We start from the raw sequence: 19,550 nt of genomic DNA, 5'->3' as shown, positions 1-19,550 counted from the left end.
TCACCTTTTAATGTCCGCCTGCGCTTATGTTCAATCCGACGACGCCGGCGACGATTACGCCGACCCAGATCATCGATGTCCATGGCAGCGGCTGCTTGAACAAGACGAACCCTGCGAGCGTAATCAGCACGATGCCGACGCCGGACCAAATCGCGTAGGCGATGCTGACGTTGATCGTCTTCAGCGCGAAATTCAAACACGTGAAGCTTGCACCGTAGAATGCGAACATGAGCACGGACGGCCAAAGGCGGGAGAAGCCAGCGGAATATTTCATCGCGAGCGTCCCCGACAGCTCGAGTCCGATGGCCATCGCCAAAAATACCCAGCCCCATGCGGCCTCAGCCTTCATCGGTTGCTCCCCGTACGCTTAATTCGGCATAAGCCGCGATCACGTGGTCGGCATCCGGCAGACGAGCCGCGACATCCGCGAAGCCGGCTTCATCGGGCGGCGCGATGCCGATCGTGACGGCCGCGCCTGCCGCGCGCCCCATTCGCATGTCGGCATTCGTATCTCCGATTATCGCGACGCTTGCGCACTCGACGCCAAGCCGGCGGCAAGCCAGCTCCATCAGATCGGGGAACGGCTTGCCGCGCTCCGCCAGATCGTTCCCGACGACGGTCTCGAAATAATGGCGGATGCCCATCCAAGCCAGATGCCGCTCGGCGGGCCCGGTATCGTCGGCCGTCACGACGGCCATCGGCATGCCCGCCGCTTTCACCGCCTCGAGCAGCGCAATCAGTCCCGGCAGGGGCTTGATCGGCTTCGTCTTCGCCAATCGGTCCTCCGCCTCCAGACGGCAAGCCTCGACGAGCTCCTTCGCCTCCGCCCAAGATAGTCCGGCTTGGTAGGCATGCCAGGACAAAATGCCGAACAGCTCCGGCATCGTTCCCATCGCCAGCGGTCCATTCCGGTCATAATCGACGATTCGGCCGTCCGGTTGGTGCATGGTGCCAAGCAATCGCGGCAGGAACTCGGGCGTCAAGCCTAACGACATGACGCTTCCCGCGGCGGACTGCTCGAGCCGCCCGATATACCCTTGCAGCAGCCATTCGCACCAGGGGCCCCACATCGAGACAAAATCCAGGATCGTGCCGTCTTTATCGAATAACAAACCCGCTATCGCGTACGATTTCCCGTTTACGGCGATCATTCCCATTCGCAGCTCTCCCTTAGACTTCCAATTCGCCCTCTTTCGTTCAATTATTATTGAATTGTTTGAATTTATCAAGATGAATTCGCGAATTGCTCGATAACGTACAAATTTTCATGTACAATAAGTAGCGAAAAGAAGATGGAAGCATCACTAGGGAACAGGAGACTTCGCCATGAAGAGAGAAATCGGGGAGAAAGATACGCGACGCGAGCAGCTTCGCGGCACGGTCATCGACGCGATCGCCCAGACGATGGACTTATACGGCGCGAATTATTCGTTCGGTCAGCTGTACGGCATCATGTTTTTCGAGGACAAGCCGTTCACGCTCGAAGATATGATGGGCCATATGAACATGAGCAAGAGCAACATGAGCTATGCCATCCGATCGCTGCTCGAATCCAAGATGGTGACCAAGCTGGAGGAAAAGCTCGACCGCAAGGACCAATATGTCGCGGAGACCGATTTCTTCCAGGCGTTCCGCAGCTTCTTCACGATGAAGCTGCAGCGGGAGATCGACGTCATGACAGGCGCGATTCACGAGGTGCTGCCCGAGCTGTCGGAGCTCGTCTTGTCCGAAGCGACACCCGCGGAAGAACGCGAGCGCTGCTTGGCCGACCTGCATAAGCTTCGACACGGCATCAAGTACTACGAGTGGCTCCAGCGTTTCGTCGACCGCCTGGAAGCGGGCGAGCTATTCGGCGATCAGACGGCACGGGGCGACAGCCCTTAAGCGCAAAAAAACCGGACGTGAACCCTTAGCCGAGTTTCCCCGACTGGTCCGCAGCGTCCGGTTTTTTTCTACTCGCCCCGAATGGTTACGCGTTGTCCCATGTTTCCTGAAGCAGCTCCATATTGATGCCGACCGCAGCGATGGATCCCATCGACGCCGCCATGATGGCTTGATACCTGATCGTAGCCGCGTCTCCGGCGCCGAATACGCCAGGCACGCTCGTACCGCCGAACTCATTAATGACGAGACTGCCCGCTTCCGTCATCTCGCATCCGAGCGATTGCGGGAGGTCCGATCCGGAGACGAGCGCCGGCGCGAAGAAAATCCCGGTACATGCAAGGCGCTGTCCATCCTGAAGCACGATCTGCTCCACCATCCCCTCCTTCGATTCGATCCGTTCGATCGGGGCGTCATACAAGGGGATATCGCGCTTGGCCAAAGCTTCGCGCAGCTCGTCCGTCAAGCCGTCCGGCCCGTTCGTGCAGATGACGTACCGCGACGTCCAGCCCGCCAACGTCTTGGCCATATGCATCGCACCCTCCCCGCTCGCAATGACCGCAAGCGGCTGATCCCGCAGCTCCCAGCCGTCGCAGTAGGGACAGACGAACGCGCTTCGGCCATATGCATCGGCTAATCCCGCTATGTCCAACGGCCGGTCTTTCTTGCCGACGGCGAACAACAGCTTCTTCGCTTCGTACGCGTCGCCGCTCGCGGTTACGATGCGGAAAGCCCCATCGGCGCCGCTGATTTCCACGGCCGCGTCCTGCACGAGAGAGACGGACGGGTACTGCCGCATCTGCTCGGCTGCCGCGGCTCTGAATTCGCTCGGGCTAACCCCGTCCCGCGTCAGGAAACCGTGCGTCTCGCGCGTGACCCGATTGCGCGCTTTCCCTTCGTCGATGACGACGACGCTTCTTCTGGCTCGCCCGAGCACCAAGGCCCCGCTTAGCCCTGCCGGTCCGCCGCCGATAATAGCGACGTCAAATTGGTTCGTATTGTTCACTCTAATCCCATCCTTTATCGATTTCGTGTAGGGTTGGTTGAATCGTATTGCTTAATTATAGATATATTATATCCACGATATCCTCGATTTGTCTATACGTTATTTTTACGTTTTCGAGGAAGCCGTCCATGGTCCGCCTAAACGCGAGAAGGCCGCTGGACGACTACAACCGTTCCAGCGGCCTTCTATTCGCGCTTCGCCCGGCGCTATCGCTTCAGAAAAGCATCGATCCGCTTCTTCTGACGCAAATGATGCGCGACGTGCATGACGATATGATGATACCATTCCAGGGCGTTAATATAGCCGAAATACGGGTGCTCCACTTTGCGATTCGGCGAGGCGACCTTCACGAGCGGCAGCGCTTCTTCCATCTGCCTGCGCAGCTGAGCCATATTGTCGATCAGCTCCTGCTTGTCGGCCGGCACGCTTGCCGTCCCTTCCGCGGATTTCGGCACCTTCGCTCTGACGGGCGGGATGCAGCCGATCAGATAGACGAGTTTGCCGGCGGACGTCTTCTTGGCTTCTCGGTTCTCCGGCGCTTGCAGACAGGCGTGCAGCGATTGCATCTGCAGGAAGCCGGTATTGATGATATGACTGTACATTTCGCCGAGCGACCACGAATCCGCGGACGGCTTCCGGTTGAACGCCTCCCACGCGTACGTGTCCAGCTCGGTCATATAATGCTGCGATAACGTTAGGAAACGGGCATAAATACGGTCAGGCTTCATCCTGCGTTTCTCCTCTATTTCATTGTTCAAAGGTGCTTGCTCTTCCTCAGTATAGCACCCTTTTGTGCCGCCATGTCACCCAAGCGCTCGCTCCATAGATTCCGGCACTGACATAAAATAAGGCGTCGATGGTCAGCAGATCGATCAGATACCCGCCGAATACGACCGCCAAGCCGGAGGCGACGGACGTCCAGAATTGATACTCTCCCATCGTCTTGCCCCGATTCCCGCGTTCCGTCAGGTCGGCAAGCAGCGTCCGTTCGCTCATCTTCTGCATGGCGCCGCAGACGCCCATCAACAATTGAAGCAGCAGCACCACGGAATAGCTCATGACCCAGGGGAACGCGGCCATCGCGGCCATCATGCCGAGCGAGCTTGCGACAAGCATCCGTTTGCCGTGACGGTCCACGCTCCGGGCAAGCCACTGGGAAGCCACGGCCGAGCTGATCGTGAACACCGCGAACGCCAAGCCGTATTTCGTGAAGCTGTTCCCGAGATTTTTCAGAAAGAGCAAGTAATACGGATAGATCATCCCCGCAGCCAGCGTTACCATCGTTTGCGAGCGAATTAACCATCGGATGTTCATCGCCGACCTTCCCTTCCGTAATCCTCATAAAAATAGTTGACGAACCGCGAGGCCGGATCCGCCTGCTCCTTTGCTCGGAAGAACGCCTCTGCGCCCGGATAAGCGTCGTGAAACTGCTCGACGGTCGGATAGGCGGCATAGGGCAAATAATACGTTCCTTTATGCGCGAGCACGCGGTCGATCACGGCTTGAATGGCCTGCTTCGTATGCGCTTGTCCTTCCTCGGAGAGCGGAACGTTGAACAGACACACCAGCGCGAACATATCGTCGGTGGCATAGGATAATGCGGCTTCTTCGTCGCGATTGACATAACGCACGGTAATATTCAACAAATTCAGCCGTTCGTCATCCAGCACGCTTCGGAAATCGTCGATAAATTCGGCAAATCGTTCCACGGGGATGAAATATTCCTGCAGCAGGTCCTGATCCGTCGCGCTTTGATAATCCATGAAAGCCGACTCCGATCGCATTGCGTTATTCCGGGAGATGAGTTGCCCCTCCTGCCTTTCGAACAGCGCCTTTTGCATCGTCCACAGCGTGTTTTTGCCCCAGCCGGTCTTGCGGCTTAGGCCGAACATGATTTTGGCGGGCAGCACCCCGCTCTCCTGCTCCCGCAGCCGATTATGTGCCTGCAGCGGCTCGGATTCGTCCCGTACATAATTGATGGCGTACATATCGGTCAGAAAATGATCCGGCGCCACCGATATGCGCGCAAGATGCATGCGGACGTCCGGATTGCCGAGCACCTCTCGTTCGAAATACGAGCTGTAGGCGTACACGTCCATCGCATCCGTCCGCATGCGGTACAACTCGTCGTCCGTCAAGCGCAGCGTGACGTCCACGATGATGCCAAACAAACCATAGCCGCCAATGACGAGCGGGAACAAGGCCGCATTCTCGGTTCGGCTCACGTGGATCGTCTCGCCTTGAGCGTTCATAAGCCGGAACGATTCGACGCTCGCGATGAGCGAACCGTTGCGAATATCTCGGCCATGCGCGTTCACGCTGAGCGAACCGCCGATCGTGAAGATGTTCTGCGATTGCATCGTCTTCACGGACAAGCCGTGCGGATTGACGTAATCTTGCACGTCGCCCCATGTGGCGCCGGCTTGGACGCGGATCGTGCGCCTGACGGGATCCAAATCGAGGACGCGATTGAACGCGGTCATGTCAAGGACGATGCCGTCTTTGTAGTAGGTATGCCCGCCTTGGCTGTGACGCTGGCCCGCGATCGAGATCGTCAGGTCTTTGTCGCGCGCCTCCAGTACCAAGTCTCGGAGCTGGCGTTCTTCCATCCCCGTGACGACGCGGTTCACTTTGACCGGATGAAGCCGGCTGTAATCCGTAATCAGGTACGGGTCCTGATCCGGCGATTGGAATCGCGCATAGGTGTGCAGGCATAAGGCGGCCAGCAGCGCAAGCGCGAACGCTTTTTTCATCGGAATCCTCCTTGCTTAAGCGCTCTATCGTTCCATTATCCTTCGGCCGCAAGCGCCCACCTAGTACTAACTTTCGCTAGTACCGTTCGCGAAGGCCGAGGAGACGCCACCATTCCCCCCTTGAATCGGGCAAAGGCTGCGACAACAATGCGGCTTGCGTTCCTATGCGAATGTCCGGTTCGCGACAAAAAGAAAAACGCCGGACGCGCTTTAGGCGCATCCGACGTTTCTTCATTCATGGATAAATAAGTTCGATTACTTCGTCACCTGGACGGTCAACTTCGCGCTGCTCGTCGAGCCTGCGCCATTGACCAGCACGGCCTCGTACTCGTAGACGCCTGCCGGCTTGCCGCTAATCGCGGTCACCGCGCTTTGCGCGCCCGGCGTTGCGGAGGCAAGCGGCTTCGAGTCGACCAGCTGTCCGTTCTCGTACAACCGGTATTCGGTCGCGTTCGTGCCCCACCACATGTTCATCGTCACGTTGAAGCTGCCGTCGCCGTCCCAGTTATCGTGCGACAGAACCGGCTTGCCCGGCGCCGCGTCCGTCACTTGCACGACCAGCGGCTCGCTGACGGTCGTCCCGTACTTGTTGCTCAGCTCCGCCGTATACGTGTACGTGCCGTTCGATTTGCCGCTTACGTCGAACTTCGCGATTTGGGCGGATGGCGCCGCGTCCGTCAGCGATTGGGCGTGGACGAGCACGCCGTTCTCATAGACGTTCAAGCGTGTGCCGTTCTGGCCCCACCACATGTTCATCGTCACCGTGTAATTGCCGTCCTTCAAGCCGGAATACCCGCTCGTGCTGGATAGCACCGGCTTGCCCGGTTTGCCCGTGGATACCGTCGTGGAGGACTTCACCGCGAAGGTCACGGATGCTTCGGTCTTGTTGCCCGCCGCGTCGACTACCGCGTAGCTGACCGCATGCTCGCCCTCGCCGAGGCTCGAAGCCTGCACGTCTTGGCCTTCCGCGATGACCGTGCCGTCGAGCAGCAGCGTCTCCGAGGCGACGCCCGATACGGCGTCGGCGCTGGCCAGCTCGAATCGCAGCGTATCCGTATCCGTCACATCGCCCACGCTGCCGCCGGATTGAGTCAGGCTGGCGGTCGGAGCCGTCTTGTCCAGCTTCACTTGCACCGATTGCGCCGCTTCCTGGTTGCCGGCCGCATCGACGGATGCGAACGTCACGACGTTGACGCCTTCTTCGGCGATCGTGACCGGTCCTGCATAATCGCCCGAGGCGCCGCCGTTCAAGTGATAGGCGGTCGTAATCGGCTCGCTGCCGTTATCGGTCGCCGCCAGCGTAAGCACAACGTTCTCGTTATGCCATCCATTCGCGTTAGCTGCAGGCGACACGGACGCTGTCGTGACCGGCGCTTCCGCGTCCGATGCCGCCGCGAAATCGGCAATGCCGCGCGGCTTGAGCTGATAGACGCCTTTGAAGATCGCCGCGACGCCTTGGATGCTGACCTTCTGTCCGGCTTGATAAGGGAACGTGGACAGCGTTAGACCGGTGCGTCCGTCGACGCGCACATGCGTGCTCGCGTCGCCTTTGACCGCGTCGAACTCGAAGGAGCCCGTCGGGGAAGCCGCGATGATATTCGCGATCGTCACGTCGCGCAGCTCCACCAGCTGACCTTGATTCGCGTCGTTGACGGCATCGACCGTCTTCGCCGCCGGAACCGCAGCCGTGCCGGTCTTCTCGATCGCGACCGGATCGACGAGTTCGAGCTCCGTATTATAGAGCGCCGTCGGCGCCGTAATCTTGATTTTGTCGCCGGCATGGAAGCCGCTCAAGCTCTGGAACACGTAGATGCCGCCGGTTGCATCCTGCAGATAGAACGCTTGTCCGCCGAACGCGCCGGGCTCGGTCGTCACGACGCCTTCGACCGTCACGACGGTGCCGACCGTCTTGGCGCGGGCTTCGGAGATGGCGATTTGAGCCGGAATCGGATTCTGTTCTTCCGGCAGCGGCTCTGCTGGCACGTTGCCCAGCGTCACGGCCGCGGTCTTCAGATTGGTGCCGTTCTGACGCAGGCGCAGGTTCGCGGCCGCCGTCGTGCCCGGCTTGATGCGCACGGTCAAATCTTTATACGCATGACCTTTCGAATTTGAGGTCAGGCTGAACGCCGTGCTGTAAGCTTCCGTCGCCGGCCATGTACCGTCGGCGTTCTGGAACTTGGCGATTTGCGCGCCGCCGCTGACCAGGTAGATGCCGGCTTGATAACCGGATACCGTCGTATTGGCCGGCAAATTATCGATGACGATCCGAATCTGGAAATCCGCCGCGTTCGGCAGCACCGCTTGATGCACGAAGCTGTAAGTCGCGCTCGCCGTCGCCGCCGGTCCGCCGTAGGAGCCCGGCTTGAAGGTGCTGCGGTCGTACCACTTGTAGCCGGCGTTCGGCGCCGACCACGGCTCGGCCTTCGGCTCGGTGGAAGCGGCCGGCTCCTCGAACGGCAGCAAGGCGGTCGGCTGATCAAGCTGAAGACCGTCGACCTCGGATAGCGCCGTGTAGCTTTCCTTCTCCGCCAGCCAATCGATCATGTTGACGAGCAGCCTGCCGTCGTCGACCTCCTTGAAGCCGTCGTAGGTCGTTTTCTTCGCGCCCGTATCTTCGCGCAAGTATTTCGGCGTCGCGTCTTCGACCGGCGAGGAGTCGCCGATGAACGCCGCTTTGCCCGCGCCCGATTTGGCGATGGCCACATACGGGCCTTCCGCTACGCCGCCGCCATTATAGACGCCTTGGTCGACCGCGTTCGGCCATGCTTCGTTCGTCTCCGGCAGGTAGACGATGCCCTTCGCCTTGTTCGGATCGGTGATGGCGAGCGTCGATCCCGCGTGCATCGCGACGGCGTCCACGCCCTCCGTGATGCCGAACGCCTGCTCCGGCGCGACGACGTTGGTCGCGTTGATGTCGCCGAGCGCGTTGTAGCGGAATCGTACGCCGAAGTTGTCCGCGAGCCAATCGGAGCTGGCGACATCCTGCATTTGCGCGGAAGCGGCCTCCTCCGCGTCCATGCCTTGCACCGGGTTGGTCCACGCTCCGCGGCGGTAGCCGTTGAACGCTTCGTTGCCGTCCCAGCGGTTCTTGTTCCGGTCGGCGTTGTAATGGTCGCCGATGAAGAAGATGCTGCCGCCGCTCTGGACATATTGCAGCATGGCCGCTTGTTCGCTCGTCTTATACGGCACGTTGGCCTCCGCGACGACGAATACGTCATACCCGCTCAGATCGCTAAGCGTGATCGGCGTTGTCTTGCGCAGCTCCTTGACGTAGTAGCCGTTATTCGCGAGCGCGTTCCCGAAGTCCGAGAAGGCGCCGTCGATGACCCAGTCGGCCGCTCCCGCCGTCTGGGCGTGCGTGTTGTCGAACAGCACCTTCTTGCCCGCGTTGCCATTCACCACCTTCGCGTCGATGAACGGCGCCGGATCGGCCGGCCCTTCCGCCCGTGCCGTATGCCAGCTGCCGGCGGCCAGGAAAGGCGCCGGAACCGCCAGCGCGAACGCGAGCGTGGTTTTGAGAACTTTGGATGTCCAAGCAGACTTGAATCCCATAATCATCCTCCTAGTAGTGGCAAAACTATGAAACTAGTGTACCAGAAACTAGGCTATGACAATCTCTATGATTTTGTAAATCGAACCTGCTCCTTATTTTGTCATGGTGTAAAAAGCTTTACTCGCCACTCGCACCGTCAGCATGCGTACAGCGCGCGGTTGCTAGCGCATGCTTCTCCTTCGCCAGAGAAGAAAGGCCCGGCCAGAAATGCGGATAACCCCTTCGCGCATAGGTTAAAAGTATCATCCGGGCGAGGTGCTGCTTATGCGAATATGGTTCCGGCGGCTGGAGCGATTGCTGACCCTGGCCGCCATCACCCTTTTGCTTGTTCCCGCTGCCGTATTCGCCCTCCTCATAATCGGCATGACGGGAGAGGCGGATATCGGCAGATCAATGCTCGTTACGCTTATACTTCTTCTCGGAGTTATCCTGTTGTACCGCAGGACGTATGCGCGTCCGGCCAGCCGCCGCGCCAAGACAATCGTCGTTGATTTCGCGCGCGAGGGCGACGACGACCCGCCTCCGCTCAGCGGCATCTATCGAGATCTCTACGAGGAGCAGCGGGAGCTGGAGCGGTTGTACGGCTGCTTCGCAAAAGAAGTGCCGGCGCACAAGGCCGACATCGACGACCGGCAGTCGGCCGCCGCGAGACGCAGCCAAGACGCGCCATCGCTGCGATTGACCGCACAAGCGGAGCATGCGAGGCGCGGCCGGACGTAACGTCTTCACGCCGCAAGCGGTCACAACGAAAAAACCGATGTCCTCCTGAGAGAACATCGGCTTACGAATGAAAAGCCCCGCGCTTGTTCGATTATCCGGATTGTTCCGTCGTCGAATCAATGACGCCCAACCGACGCGCGCGTTCCAGAATGGCCAAGAACGTCTGCGTATCCGAAGGCAGCGTGTTGTCGACCCGGTTCAGCCGCTCCTGCAGCGAGTCGATCACGTGATCGCGCTCGGATAGCTGCGCGCGCAGCGTCTGGATCGTCTGCTCCATCCCGAGCACCTGCGACTGGTGCTGCTCGGCCAGCTGAATAATGCCGGCCAAGAACGCGCCTACCTGGGCTTCGCCCTGTTGATCGTGCGCCGGAGCCGTCGTCTTGAGCAGCTGGCGGAAGTGCAGCACGGTATTCCGTCCGCGTCCGGTCAGCTGCTTGCGCGCCAGCTTCGCCTGCTTGATTTCCTCGGCGTACTGTTTGCGAACCTCGGAATTCCAGCGGAAGCCGCATGCCGCCGACGTGCGGCCCAGACGCTCGCCTACCGCGTCGAATGCGCCAAGCTGCGTACGGCCCTCGCGGATATATTCCAGCACGATGTCCGCCAAGATCGCGTCATCTTCGGGGGTCCATTGATCTTTACGGTTTAATTTCATAAGGTTATCGCCTTCCTTGTCTCGTATGCTACATCTCTCATTATTGCCAAAGACTCGCGTTCGATAACAAGATGGGCGAAAGAATGCTATTTATTTGGGCAACCCTTACGCCAGACGAAGCACGACAACCGTCACGGAATGCGGCGGGAGCTGAATTTCCGTCTCGCCTCCGGTCAGATCGAGGACGGATTCGCGCGGCGCGACGCGCTCGTCGCCCTTGCGATTGACGTTCGGCACGCGCAGCAGCGCTGCTTCTCCGGTAAGGGTGACGACCTTGCCTTCCGGCCGGACGGCAATGCCGTGAAGCTGAAGCTTCGTGCCTTTCGAAGCCGAGTCCGGATTGACGAGCTTCAAATAGACATGCTCGCGGTCGCGGGTAACCGAGCTGAAGATCTCATGATTGTACGCTTCCAGCTTGTAATCCAACACGCGGCTGGTCTTGCTGCCGTCCGTGAAGGAGCAGACGAGCCGGTCACCCGAACCGCCGCCGTAATCGACGCTCACCGTGTAAGGCCGTCCCGGCTCCATCGCCAAATCGCTGCACGCACGCAGATTGCCCGCCGCCGTGCTGGACGAGTAGTCCCCGAGCGCATATCCCTCGACGCCGCGCTTGAACACCTTCACGGCGGTAATATCGCCAGCTGCGTAGCCGACCGCATATTCGATGGCGTCCTTCCGGTCGGACTCGATCGCCGTCACGCCAACGCCAATATAAAGGCCATCCTCGTCTGACAGTCTCGTCGCTTCGGCTTCGACCGTATAGTTCGTCCAGCGGTCGTCATAGAGATAAAGCCCGTTGCGCCCTCCGGCCTGCGGCCGCAGCACGAGACCGTCCTCGGCATCGATCGAATACCCGGCGGACCCTGGAATAACCGCCCAATCCGGATGCAGCGGCTCTCGGAAATCCTGCTCCAGCAGCACCGCTCCGTCCACGTTCGACGTGACTTTGATCCGCTTCACGCGCACTTCCGCGCCGCCGGCCGCGATCTCGATCCCGCCGCGCGGGATCAGCGGCGTCAGCTCCCCGCCTTGATAGGAAGCGAAACGCGTCGGCACCGTCTCCGTGCCCAAATACTTGGCGAACAGCCGCTGCACATAGTAATTCGGCGTAAACCAGAGCGTCTCGTCGTCGAACCAAATGCAGTCCGGCGTCCAGCGGTACGTGCCGTCCGTCAGCACCTTGTTGAACAGCGGCGCCGTCGCGGCCAGCCGCACGACGTCCGCGTTGTTCTCGAAGCCGGTCATCAGCGCCGCTTCGGCAACCGCGCCCGCAAGCGTGTTCTTGTCGGTCGAGGCGTATTCGCCGACGAACACCTTGGAGGTCTCTCGTTCGTTCAGCGTGCCGTCCGGATTGTATGCCCGATAATAATAGTTATAGCGGTCCGCGTTATGGAGCAGATAGTCGTTGGACCGGTAGTAATGCTCGTCCGCGATCGTATCCATGTAGTTCGGCTGCTTGCCGTACCAAGAGATCGTCTCTTCGGTATCCGTCTTGCCGTCGGTGAACGTCACCGAAGCCGTGCCCGTCAAGCCGCCGGCGAGGAACTTCCAGCCCTGCTGGAACGCGTCGTCGTCCGCCTGCGCGCCGACGGTCGAGATGATGTGCAGCTCGTAGCCCGGATACTGCCGCGCCATGAAGGCGTCGATCTCGGCCTTGAAATGCTCGAAGCTCGCGAAGAACTCCGTCCCCCAGTTCTCGTTGCCCACGCCGAGATAATGCAGGTCGAACGGCGCTGCATGCCCCATCGATCTGCGCATGGCGGCCCATTCGTTGCCTTCGAAATCGGTGCTTATCGCGAAGTCGATCAGATCCGTGAAGTTCTTGACGTAGTAGTCGCGCAGCGCGCCGCCCGCCGGATGGACATAATCCGAGCGCGCCTGGCACAAGACCCCGCACGCCATGACCGGCAGCGGCGTCGCGTTCAAGTCCTCGGCCAGCTGGAAGTACTCCATGTACCCGAGCCCCATCGTCATCATATAGCCCCAGACGTTGAAGTTCTCCTTGCGGCGCTCGACGTCGCCGACGGAATCCTTCCAATCGTACACGTTGTCCCATATAAACGAGCCCTCGGAGATGCAGCCGCCCGGGAAACGCAGGAACGTCGGGTGCAGATCCAGCAGCGCTTCGACCAGATCCCGGCGCAGCCGGTAATTCGGGTTGCCCGCGTAGTTCGAATGCGCGGTGGCGGAGCGCGGCTCTTCCGTCGCGCCCCATACGTCGGCCGGCACAAGGGACACCATGTCGACGGAAATCTCGCCTTCGAATACGAGCGCCAGTTGGCTCAGGCCGGTCGAGGCACCCGTTAGCGCGATCGGCGAATCTACTCCATATTTTCGCCAACTGCCATCTCCTTCAATAGCGACGCTGGTCTGCGTGCTGACCGGCCGGCCGGCTTCATCGCGAAGCTCCAGCCGGATCGTGCCCGGACGGTCCGCTTTGGCCCAGACCGTGAACAGATAGCGGTTGCCTTCGCGGATGAACATGGCGCAGTGCGCGTTCGTATCGGCGAAGCCGCGATTCAGCAGCGTCGCGCCGTCTTGGACGGTCACGTAATGCGTGTTCGTCTCCGCGTCCGCAAGCCCAAGATGCTCGTTCAAGCCCCCTTCATGGCGGACGGTTACGAAATCCAGATCGCCCGACCATGCATGCAGCGGCTTGCGATTGCGTCCGGTCGAGCAGCCGCAGGCGCCGCTAACATGGGAATACGTATCGAATTCGAACGATTCGAAGGAACGGTTCTGTACGAGCTCCGCGTAGATCCCGCCGTCCGCCGCGTTGTTGATGTCTTCATAGAAGAGTCCGTACATCGTCGGACTGATCGGCAATCCGGCGCGGTCGCCGTCCACGTGGAGCGTGTAAGGCGAGAGATGTCTCGGCATGATCGTGACGCGATACGATTGGAGCGCCGTATACGAGCCCCGGTTAAGCGCGGCGGTGAAGACGACCTCCGTCGGTTCGCTGCATTGCACGAACCCGCCCGAACCCGTAATTAAGCGCGGATGGCTGGAATTCCAGGCCACGTGTACTTTGCCGCCCATTAAAGCGTTCGGCAGCTCGATGTCGCCCGTTATAATCGTGCCCGGGAACGAGAGGTACTTGTCCCGCGCCAAGTGGACGATCTCCTCGTCGGTGAGCGATTCGCACATGACGTCGATGACCTCGTCCTGCGTCAATCCCGCCGAGTAAATGCGGAAATCCGCGATCGAACCGGCGAAGTCGGCATCCGCCGCATACTGCGACCTGCCGATGTAGGCGCTTCCGTAGTTCTGCGGTTCCGCGAAGGTAGCGAACCAGGCGCGGAGCTTGGCGTACATCCCGCTCGAGGTTTGACTGATCGTGCCGTCGCCGATCGCTTCGCCGTTCACGTAGACAACCGGCCCCGCGCTGCTGCGGGTGCCGCCTTCGGTACCGGCAACCGCCATGGCAATATGCAGCCAATCACCGCTCGGATAAGCTTTGCCCCCGTCCGCGACCAGATCGCCCTCGGCATGGCAGACGCCGCGGAGATTGCGGGTCAAGAAGAAATACGGTCCTTCCGGACCTTTGCCGAAGTCGAATATGCGTTCCCAGACGCCGCCTTTGCCGAGATATACCCAGGCGCTGATCGTGACGCCCGTCGCGTCGCAGATGCCTTCGAGCAGTCCGGCAGGCAGTCGGAGATAGGACGTGCCGCTCGCGCCGCCAGCGAATTCAGCGGCCGGACGACCGCCGACGTGATGGATGGCGGGCGGATTCGTTCCCTCTGCCGATGCATCGCGTCGGTGTGCGGAGCTGTCCTTGCCGATCGCCTCGGCATCGTCGAATTTGTAATGCGCGATCAGCTGCTCGCCGCGCGCGGAAGATGATGCTTGTCGGTTCATGACCTTGTTCTCCTTATAGGCTGTATAGTATGGGCATGAGTCATTGCTGCACTTAAGTAACATATATATTACTTAGTAAATATATTTATAATCTTTTATCATAATAGACGCTCTTGCTCCATTTATCAACCAAAAGGGAATAAAAAAAGCGAGCTAGGCTCGCCTTCCGGTTAATAGAAATATGATTTGGTTGGCGAACAAAAGCTCGATTATGCGCAGCGAATATCCCAGCCTGCCAAATGGCCCTCGTCGATCAGTTCAAGAACATATTCGTACCGCCCAGCTGCTTCTCCTACGCTTCGGACCTTAATCGGGATCGGGTTCGTTCCGTCGGCGGATAACGCTTGATCCTGATAAAATCGCTCGATCTCCTTTAATGGAAGATCGCTGATGATCTGGCTCATCGACGCCCCTCCGCTTCATCCGTCAACCCGGCTTCTTCCCCATATCGAAGCAGCGCCTCGTACGGATCGCCCGCGAGACCGAGCACGCGCGCGAACGCGGGTTCCGTCTTCACGCCCTGCCGTTTCAACTGCACGATCATCTCCCTCAACCCGGGCCGGGCAGCCAGCAGCCGGTGTTCGATCACCATGTGGCGATACGCGTTCTGCGCCTTCGCCGGGAGCGGTTGTCCGAACAATTCGAACGCGAAACCGTCGTAGCGAAAGTTCGCCGTCACGGTAGGGACGCCCCTGACCTCGAGCCTCGACGTCTCGAACGCCGGCAGATGGCCGTATTGTTCGCAGACGATGGCAAGAAACCGTTCCGAATCCCGTACGTCCAAAATGACATCCAAATCCGAACCCTCGACATCGATGCCGATCGGAATCGTCCCGCACAACACAGGGCCATACTCAGCCAGCCGTTCCATGAGGCCAAGACGCGTAATGGCGAGGAAAGCCGCGCGCTGATGGCTTGTGCCCGCTTGCAAGTACTCGATTGTCATGAACATGCCGCAATCCTCCAAGCTCCCTATCGGGGACGTCGTCGTTTTCGGTTTAGCGCTCTCAAAATTCTCCCTGCCTGAGAAGGTTTTGTCAATCCTGCAACGAATTGTGACGAAAAAGATCAACATAAAAACAACTGAACACACAACCACACTTTATCTGAAGGTGATGCCACCTCATTTCGCAAGTTGTCAGAAAACCTGCTCGAAACGAGGAAACTGACAGCCCTCGCATGCAGAGGCTTAGGTTGCTCAAAGAAAACAACTACTTCGTCCCCTGCTTGAACAAAGTTGTGATTAGTTGTTTTTTGTTGTTTTATGTTGACTTCATGAACACGCGGACGTATGCTGAACCTATCCCATCCCTCGACGGATTCAATAAGGAGAGGATCGCCGTGTTGATCGCCATTTTACTCGTACTTAGCTCCGGGCTTGCGCATGCCGTGTGGAATCTATTCACGAAGCGAAGCCAGAATAAACAGGTGTTTCTGTGGCTGATCCACATCGCATCCGCCGTCATGCTGCTCCCCTTCTTCGTGATCGAACTCTCGAGCGCCTCCATACCCGCGGAAGGCTGGCTCTTCATCGCGCTGTCCGCTCTGTTCCAAATCGGTTACGGACTGCTGCTGCCGCAAACGTACCGCTTCGGCGACATGTCCCAAATGTATCCGATCATGCGCGGTACGGGGGCGCTCTTCGTGCCGATCCTCAGCGTCTGGATCTATCGGGAATCGCTGTCGGTCCCAGGATGGCTTGGCGTCGGCTGCATCGTCGCCGGCTTGTTCGCGATCAGCGGCGTGGCGCGGCTGCGGCCGATGAACGGTCCCGAATCCCGCAAGCTGCTGCTCGCCCTTGCGGTCGGGTGCTGCATCACCGGCTACGTGATGACGGACAAAATGGTGCTGAACTGGTTATCGCCCGTCGCGCTCATCGAACTCGGCAACCTCGCATACGTGCTCGCTCTCCTGCCGGCCGTGCTTAAGTCCCGCGGCATACGGCGCGAATGGAAGGCGAACCGCAGCACCATTTTGCTCGGCACGATGTTCTCGCCAGGCTCCTATCTGCTGTTCTTGCTCGCCATGACGCTTGCGCCGCTGTCTTACCTTGCGCCCATCCGCGAGATCGGGACCGTCTTCGGCACGATATTCGGCATTTATTGGCTGAAGGAGTCCGCCGGTCGATCGCGGGTCGCCATGTCCGCCGTCATCACGGCCGGCATCCTCGTCATCGGAATCTGGGGCGGATCTTGACGCGCCAGTCGGTCGTTTGCCCCTCGCATAGCCGCCTTCTATACAAAAAGGAGCTCCTTTCCTCGCCGTCGCGAGAATGAAGCTCCTTCTGAATGCCAGCCATACGGTTAAACCAATAAACCATCCTGTCTCAGCCGGTCGAACAACAGCCGGCTCGCCGCCGATACCCGATCGCGGTCTGCATACGTTAGCCATACGATGTCCTCGATCTCCGAGGCAGGCTTCGGCTCGCCTTCCGCATCGGCCGTGTAGCAAGTCAGCCGAACCTGCACCCCTTCCGGTTTGCCATCCGCTTGCGCCTCGAACGTGCCGTAGGCCCGAATCGTCTGCGGATGAATGCGTACGTTCAATTCTTCCTCGATTTCGCGGGCCAGCGCTTCCGCATCCGACTCGCCCGGCTCCCGCTTCCCGCCCGGTATGTAATATAGCTCTCTCCCGAACGATTTTGCCCCCAGTAGCTTACCTTCCGACAGCTTCACCCAAGCGATTTTATCAATTAAGGTCGTCACGTCATATCCTCCGACTTCTGCGTCATGCGTTTCTTTTAGTATAGCGCAATCGGGATAGCGGACCAAATCGGGGTTCGCGGAATCGAGACAAGCGCGGACGCTCGTGCTCGGGCAGGTCCATATCGCCCGTCGTCGAGGATGAATGCAGCCAAACTTTTTTCAGCGACACCGGCTTCATTATCGACAAATTTTGATATAATGAACGTAATCTTGCAAGTTCGATACTCTATGAGAGAAAAAGAGGTCCCTCGCCTATGTCGTTCTCCAATTATCTCACCCCGGAGGAGCTTCGCGCGCTGCTGCTCGAAGATGCCGCCGATCCGTCCGGCCACCCCCAGGCGCCGTTGTCTCCGGTTCTGGATGGCCGCGACGCCTGGATCGCCTTAGCCCGTCGCGTCGACAAGCTGGAAGACGAGGTCGCCCGCTTGAAGGACATATTGAAGACCCTACACCAAACGGCCGCAGCCGAGAGCAATCAGCCCCCCGGTCAGCAGCTCGAAGAGCAGCCGGAATTCGACGCCGATCCCGGAGATCAAGCAACGCCGGAGCCGTTGACGCATGAAGATACGGCACCAGCATCGGAAGAGTCGAATGAACAGGTTGCCGCGCAGGCATTGCAAGCGGAAGATCCGGAGTCAATGACGATGACTCGGGAGGAACCCGTTGAAGAAACAACCGAGACCGCTTGCTTCGCAAGCGATTCCTCCGAATCCCATCCGACCAGCCTGAGCAGCGCCCAACCGCAACCGGACTCCTCCCTGCTCACCGTGCGCGTGAATGACCTGGAATACGTCGAAGCTGGACAAGCCGTCGCGACGGAACTCGATCAACTGTCGGAAGCTAAACAAACCATCGCGATGGAACCCGATCAATCGACGGAAGCTGAACAAATAATCGCGACGGAAGCCGATCAACTGACGGAAGCTGAACAAGCCATCGCGACGGAACTCGAAGACCCGCCCTCGACGCCAGGGCACGATGAAATGACCGGGCAAGCCGAATCGCGTATCGTCCCGCCTCACTTCCGGTACGACGGCGAGCTCTCGCCTCGCTCGATGCGGCATCCGAAGCCGCAATCCTGGCTTGCCCGATGGAGAGCCAGATGGAACCGTTCCTAACAGCCGCCTACTCGAGGCTGGCGCAATTCGAAAGGCCGCGCGGTTGATCCGCGCGGCCTTTCTTGTCAGCGTTCGTTATAGCCTTCCGGGATGTAGCTGTTCATCTTCTCGATCCAGATTTTCTCCCGCTTGGCCGCTTCCTTCCGGTAATCCCGAATCGTCCGCGACGCCAGATCAGGCGATTCGGCCTGGAACACGTCCTTATAATCGAACATTAATTTATCCTTCGTCTCGATGCGCTCGAGCACCTCGAATTCGAACACCTCCGGCCCGTATTCGTTCCAATCGGCTTGCAGGAGCTTATTCGGATGCAAGCCGGTCTCCAGTCCGAACAACTCGCGGTTCCAAGCGCCGTCCAAGTTCGCCGAAGCTCCGATCAGCCGTCGCCCGTTCGCCTTGTTCGTGATCGAGAATACGCCCATCCGCCGCTCCTTCTCTTGATACCTCTGCACGAGCTGCTTGCGCTGTTCCTTCTTGTTCATGTCGATCGTTCCTTTCGCTTCTTATCCCTTCAACCAATACGAGCTGCCGTCTTCCTTCCGGTCCAAATAGCCGTATTCGATCAAATATCGCCGCAGCGTCACGTAATCCTCTTCCCAGAACGGCTTGAGCCGCTCGTTAATCTCCTTCTCCGAATAAGCGCGTCCCGGTTCGAACTTGGAGGCGATATGGCGCAGGATCGCGATTTTCTTCTTCTCCTTGCGCGGGAATGACTCGAGCGGACCGTCCGGCCCCTTCGGAAAATATTGCTTCAGCATCTTCTCGTAGTCGTCTTCCGTAATCGCGTACCGTTCGTCCACCCGGGTCGCCGTGCGGTGAATCGGCACGAAGCGCGGCGCTTCCGGCGAGACGCCGGTCTCCATCAGCTCCATGACCGCCAGCAGCAGCTTCGCCTGCTTCGCCTTCTCCTTCAGGACGAAACGATGGTTGCGAATCGTCGAAGCGCTGCCCGAGCCCGCGCGTTTCACGATCTCGGCATCCGATAGCCCGGAGGCGAAGTCCCGAATGAGCTCCTTCTGCAGATCCGTCAAGCCGGTCGCTTTCTTATCCAGCCCCAGCAGATAGGCCAGCATTGAGCCATGCACGCTCTCGAGGTGGTGCTTCGCCATCCGGCGCGCCTCGAACATGCGGTCGTCATGGCCCTGGACCCGGTACACGACGCCGTCTTCGTACGTCTCTCCGCAGATGAGGCAGCTGTGCGCCCCCGCCTCGTCAACGACATAGCCCCGCTTCAAATCCTCCAGTCCCGCCGACCAAAAACGTTCATTCAGCTCCATATCTAAACACTCCATTTACTTGTT

At 59.3% G+C, this 19,550-nt stretch carries 18 protein-coding genes; 4 read left to right on the top strand and 14 right to left on the bottom strand.

Annotated features, from left to right (window positions below):
* Nucleotides 1–7: 7 nt before the first annotated feature.
* On the bottom strand, nt 8–349 hold the full coding sequence (locus ACFSKT_RS00915) for a DMT family transporter (RefSeq protein ID WP_377719921.1): 342 nt from the start codon (nt 347–349) through the stop codon (nt 8–10).
* Nucleotides 339–1,157, bottom strand: coding sequence for an HAD family hydrolase (locus ACFSKT_RS00910; protein ID WP_377719920.1), 819 nt, complete (start codon nt 1,155–1,157; stop codon nt 339–341). The genes ACFSKT_RS00915 and ACFSKT_RS00910 overlap by 11 nt, the downstream gene beginning before the upstream one ends.
* 169 nt (nt 1,158–1,326) lie before the next feature.
* Here ACFSKT_RS00910 and ACFSKT_RS00905 point away from each other — a divergent pair, with 169 nt between their 5' ends.
* Nucleotides 1,327–1,884 (top strand): GbsR/MarR family transcriptional regulator, encoded by a 558-nt coding sequence (locus ACFSKT_RS00905; protein ID WP_377719919.1) that lies wholly within the window; start codon nt 1,327–1,329, stop codon nt 1,882–1,884.
* Nucleotides 1,885–1,969: 85 nt separating this feature from the next.
* On the opposite strand, the gene ACFSKT_RS00900 is transcribed toward ACFSKT_RS00905, so the two are convergent.
* The 5 genes from ACFSKT_RS00900 to ACFSKT_RS00880 form a co-directional block, all read right to left on the bottom strand.
* Nucleotides 1,970–2,887, bottom strand: coding sequence for an NAD(P)/FAD-dependent oxidoreductase (locus ACFSKT_RS00900; protein ID WP_377719918.1), 918 nt, complete (start codon nt 2,885–2,887; stop codon nt 1,970–1,972).
* Between the two features lie 206 nt (nt 2,888–3,093).
* The gene (locus ACFSKT_RS00895; RefSeq protein ID WP_377719917.1) at nt 3,094–3,615 is read right to left on the bottom strand and encodes a DinB family protein; all 522 of its coding nucleotides are present in this window, start codon (nt 3,613–3,615) and stop codon (nt 3,094–3,096) included.
* Between the two features lie 46 nt (nt 3,616–3,661).
* Complete coding sequence (locus tag ACFSKT_RS00890; protein WP_377719916.1) at nt 3,662–4,201, bottom strand: MFS transporter; 540 nt, start codon at nt 4,199–4,201, stop codon at nt 3,662–3,664.
* Nucleotides 4,198–5,640, bottom strand: coding sequence for an FAD-binding oxidoreductase (locus tag ACFSKT_RS00885; protein WP_377719915.1), 1,443 nt, complete (start codon nt 5,638–5,640; stop codon nt 4,198–4,200). The genes ACFSKT_RS00890 and ACFSKT_RS00885 overlap by 4 nt, the downstream gene beginning before the upstream one ends.
* Before the next feature lie 255 nt (nt 5,641–5,895).
* The gene (locus tag ACFSKT_RS00880; RefSeq protein ID WP_377719914.1) at nt 5,896–9,192 is read right to left on the bottom strand and encodes an OmpL47-type beta-barrel domain-containing protein; all 3,297 of its coding nucleotides are present in this window, start codon (nt 9,190–9,192) and stop codon (nt 5,896–5,898) included.
* Between the two features lie 265 nt (nt 9,193–9,457).
* Here ACFSKT_RS00880 and ACFSKT_RS00875 point away from each other — a divergent pair, with 265 nt between their 5' ends.
* Nucleotides 9,458–9,913: a hypothetical protein gene (locus ACFSKT_RS00875; RefSeq protein ID WP_377719913.1), complete on the top strand. Its 456-nt coding sequence runs from the start codon at nt 9,458–9,460 to the stop codon at nt 9,911–9,913.
* Between the two features lie 91 nt (nt 9,914–10,004).
* On the opposite strand, the gene ACFSKT_RS00870 is transcribed toward ACFSKT_RS00875, so the two are convergent.
* The 4 genes from ACFSKT_RS00870 to ACFSKT_RS00855 all read right to left on the bottom strand — a co-directional run bounded on the left by ACFSKT_RS00870 (nt 10,005) and on the right by ACFSKT_RS00855 (nt 15,378).
* Entirely contained in the window at nt 10,005–10,565 is a 561-nt protein-coding gene (locus ACFSKT_RS00870; protein WP_377719912.1) for an RsfA family transcriptional regulator, read from the bottom strand.
* 105 nt (nt 10,566–10,670) lie between these two features.
* On the bottom strand, nt 10,671–14,426 hold the full coding sequence (locus ACFSKT_RS00865; protein WP_377719911.1) for an alpha-L-arabinofuranosidase C-terminal domain-containing protein: 3,756 nt from the start codon (nt 14,424–14,426) through the stop codon (nt 10,671–10,673).
* A 209-nt stretch (nt 14,427–14,635) separates the two neighbouring features.
* Nucleotides 14,636–14,830, bottom strand: coding sequence for a hypothetical protein (locus ACFSKT_RS00860; protein WP_377719910.1), 195 nt, complete (start codon nt 14,828–14,830; stop codon nt 14,636–14,638).
* Nucleotides 14,827–15,378, bottom strand: a complete 552-nt coding sequence (locus ACFSKT_RS00855) for a DUF4269 domain-containing protein (RefSeq protein WP_377719909.1) — start codon at nt 15,376–15,378, stop codon at nt 14,827–14,829. Before ACFSKT_RS00855 ends, ACFSKT_RS00860 begins: the two co-directional genes overlap by 4 nt.
* 389 nt (nt 15,379–15,767) lie before the next feature.
* Here ACFSKT_RS00855 and ACFSKT_RS00850 point away from each other — a divergent pair, with 389 nt between their 5' ends.
* Nucleotides 15,768–16,622, top strand: a complete 855-nt coding sequence (locus ACFSKT_RS00850) for an EamA family transporter (protein ID WP_377719908.1) — start codon at nt 15,768–15,770, stop codon at nt 16,620–16,622.
* A gap of 107 nt (nt 16,623–16,729) precedes the next feature.
* Here ACFSKT_RS00850 and ACFSKT_RS00845 read toward each other — a convergent pair whose 3' ends face one another.
* A complete protein-coding gene (locus tag ACFSKT_RS00845) occupies nt 16,730–17,131 on the bottom strand; it encodes an NUDIX hydrolase (protein WP_377719907.1) in 402 nt (133 codons plus the stop codon).
* Nucleotides 17,132–17,385: 254 nt separating this feature from the next.
* On the opposite strand from ACFSKT_RS00845, the gene ACFSKT_RS00840 reads away from it, so the two are divergent.
* The gene (locus tag ACFSKT_RS00840) at nt 17,386–18,249 is read left to right on the top strand and encodes a hypothetical protein (protein ID WP_377776293.1); all 864 of its coding nucleotides are present in this window, start codon (nt 17,386–17,388) and stop codon (nt 18,247–18,249) included.
* 65 nt (nt 18,250–18,314) lie between these two features.
* On the opposite strand, the gene ACFSKT_RS00835 is transcribed toward ACFSKT_RS00840, so the two are convergent.
* The gene (locus ACFSKT_RS00835; protein ID WP_377719905.1) at nt 18,315–18,731 is read right to left on the bottom strand and encodes a GIY-YIG nuclease family protein; all 417 of its coding nucleotides are present in this window, start codon (nt 18,729–18,731) and stop codon (nt 18,315–18,317) included.
* A gap of 21 nt (nt 18,732–18,752) precedes the next feature.
* The gene (locus ACFSKT_RS00830) at nt 18,753–19,526 is read right to left on the bottom strand and encodes a DUF2087 domain-containing protein (protein WP_377719904.1); all 774 of its coding nucleotides are present in this window, start codon (nt 19,524–19,526) and stop codon (nt 18,753–18,755) included.
* Between the last annotated feature and the right edge of the window lie 24 nt (nt 19,527–19,550).

The organism is Paenibacillus xanthanilyticus (assembly GCF_042682185.1).
GTDB classification, from domain to species: domain Bacteria; phylum Bacillota; class Bacilli; order Paenibacillales; family Paenibacillaceae; genus Paenibacillus_Z; species Paenibacillus_Z xanthanilyticus.
This window is presented reverse-complemented; position numbering and strand designations above follow the sequence as displayed.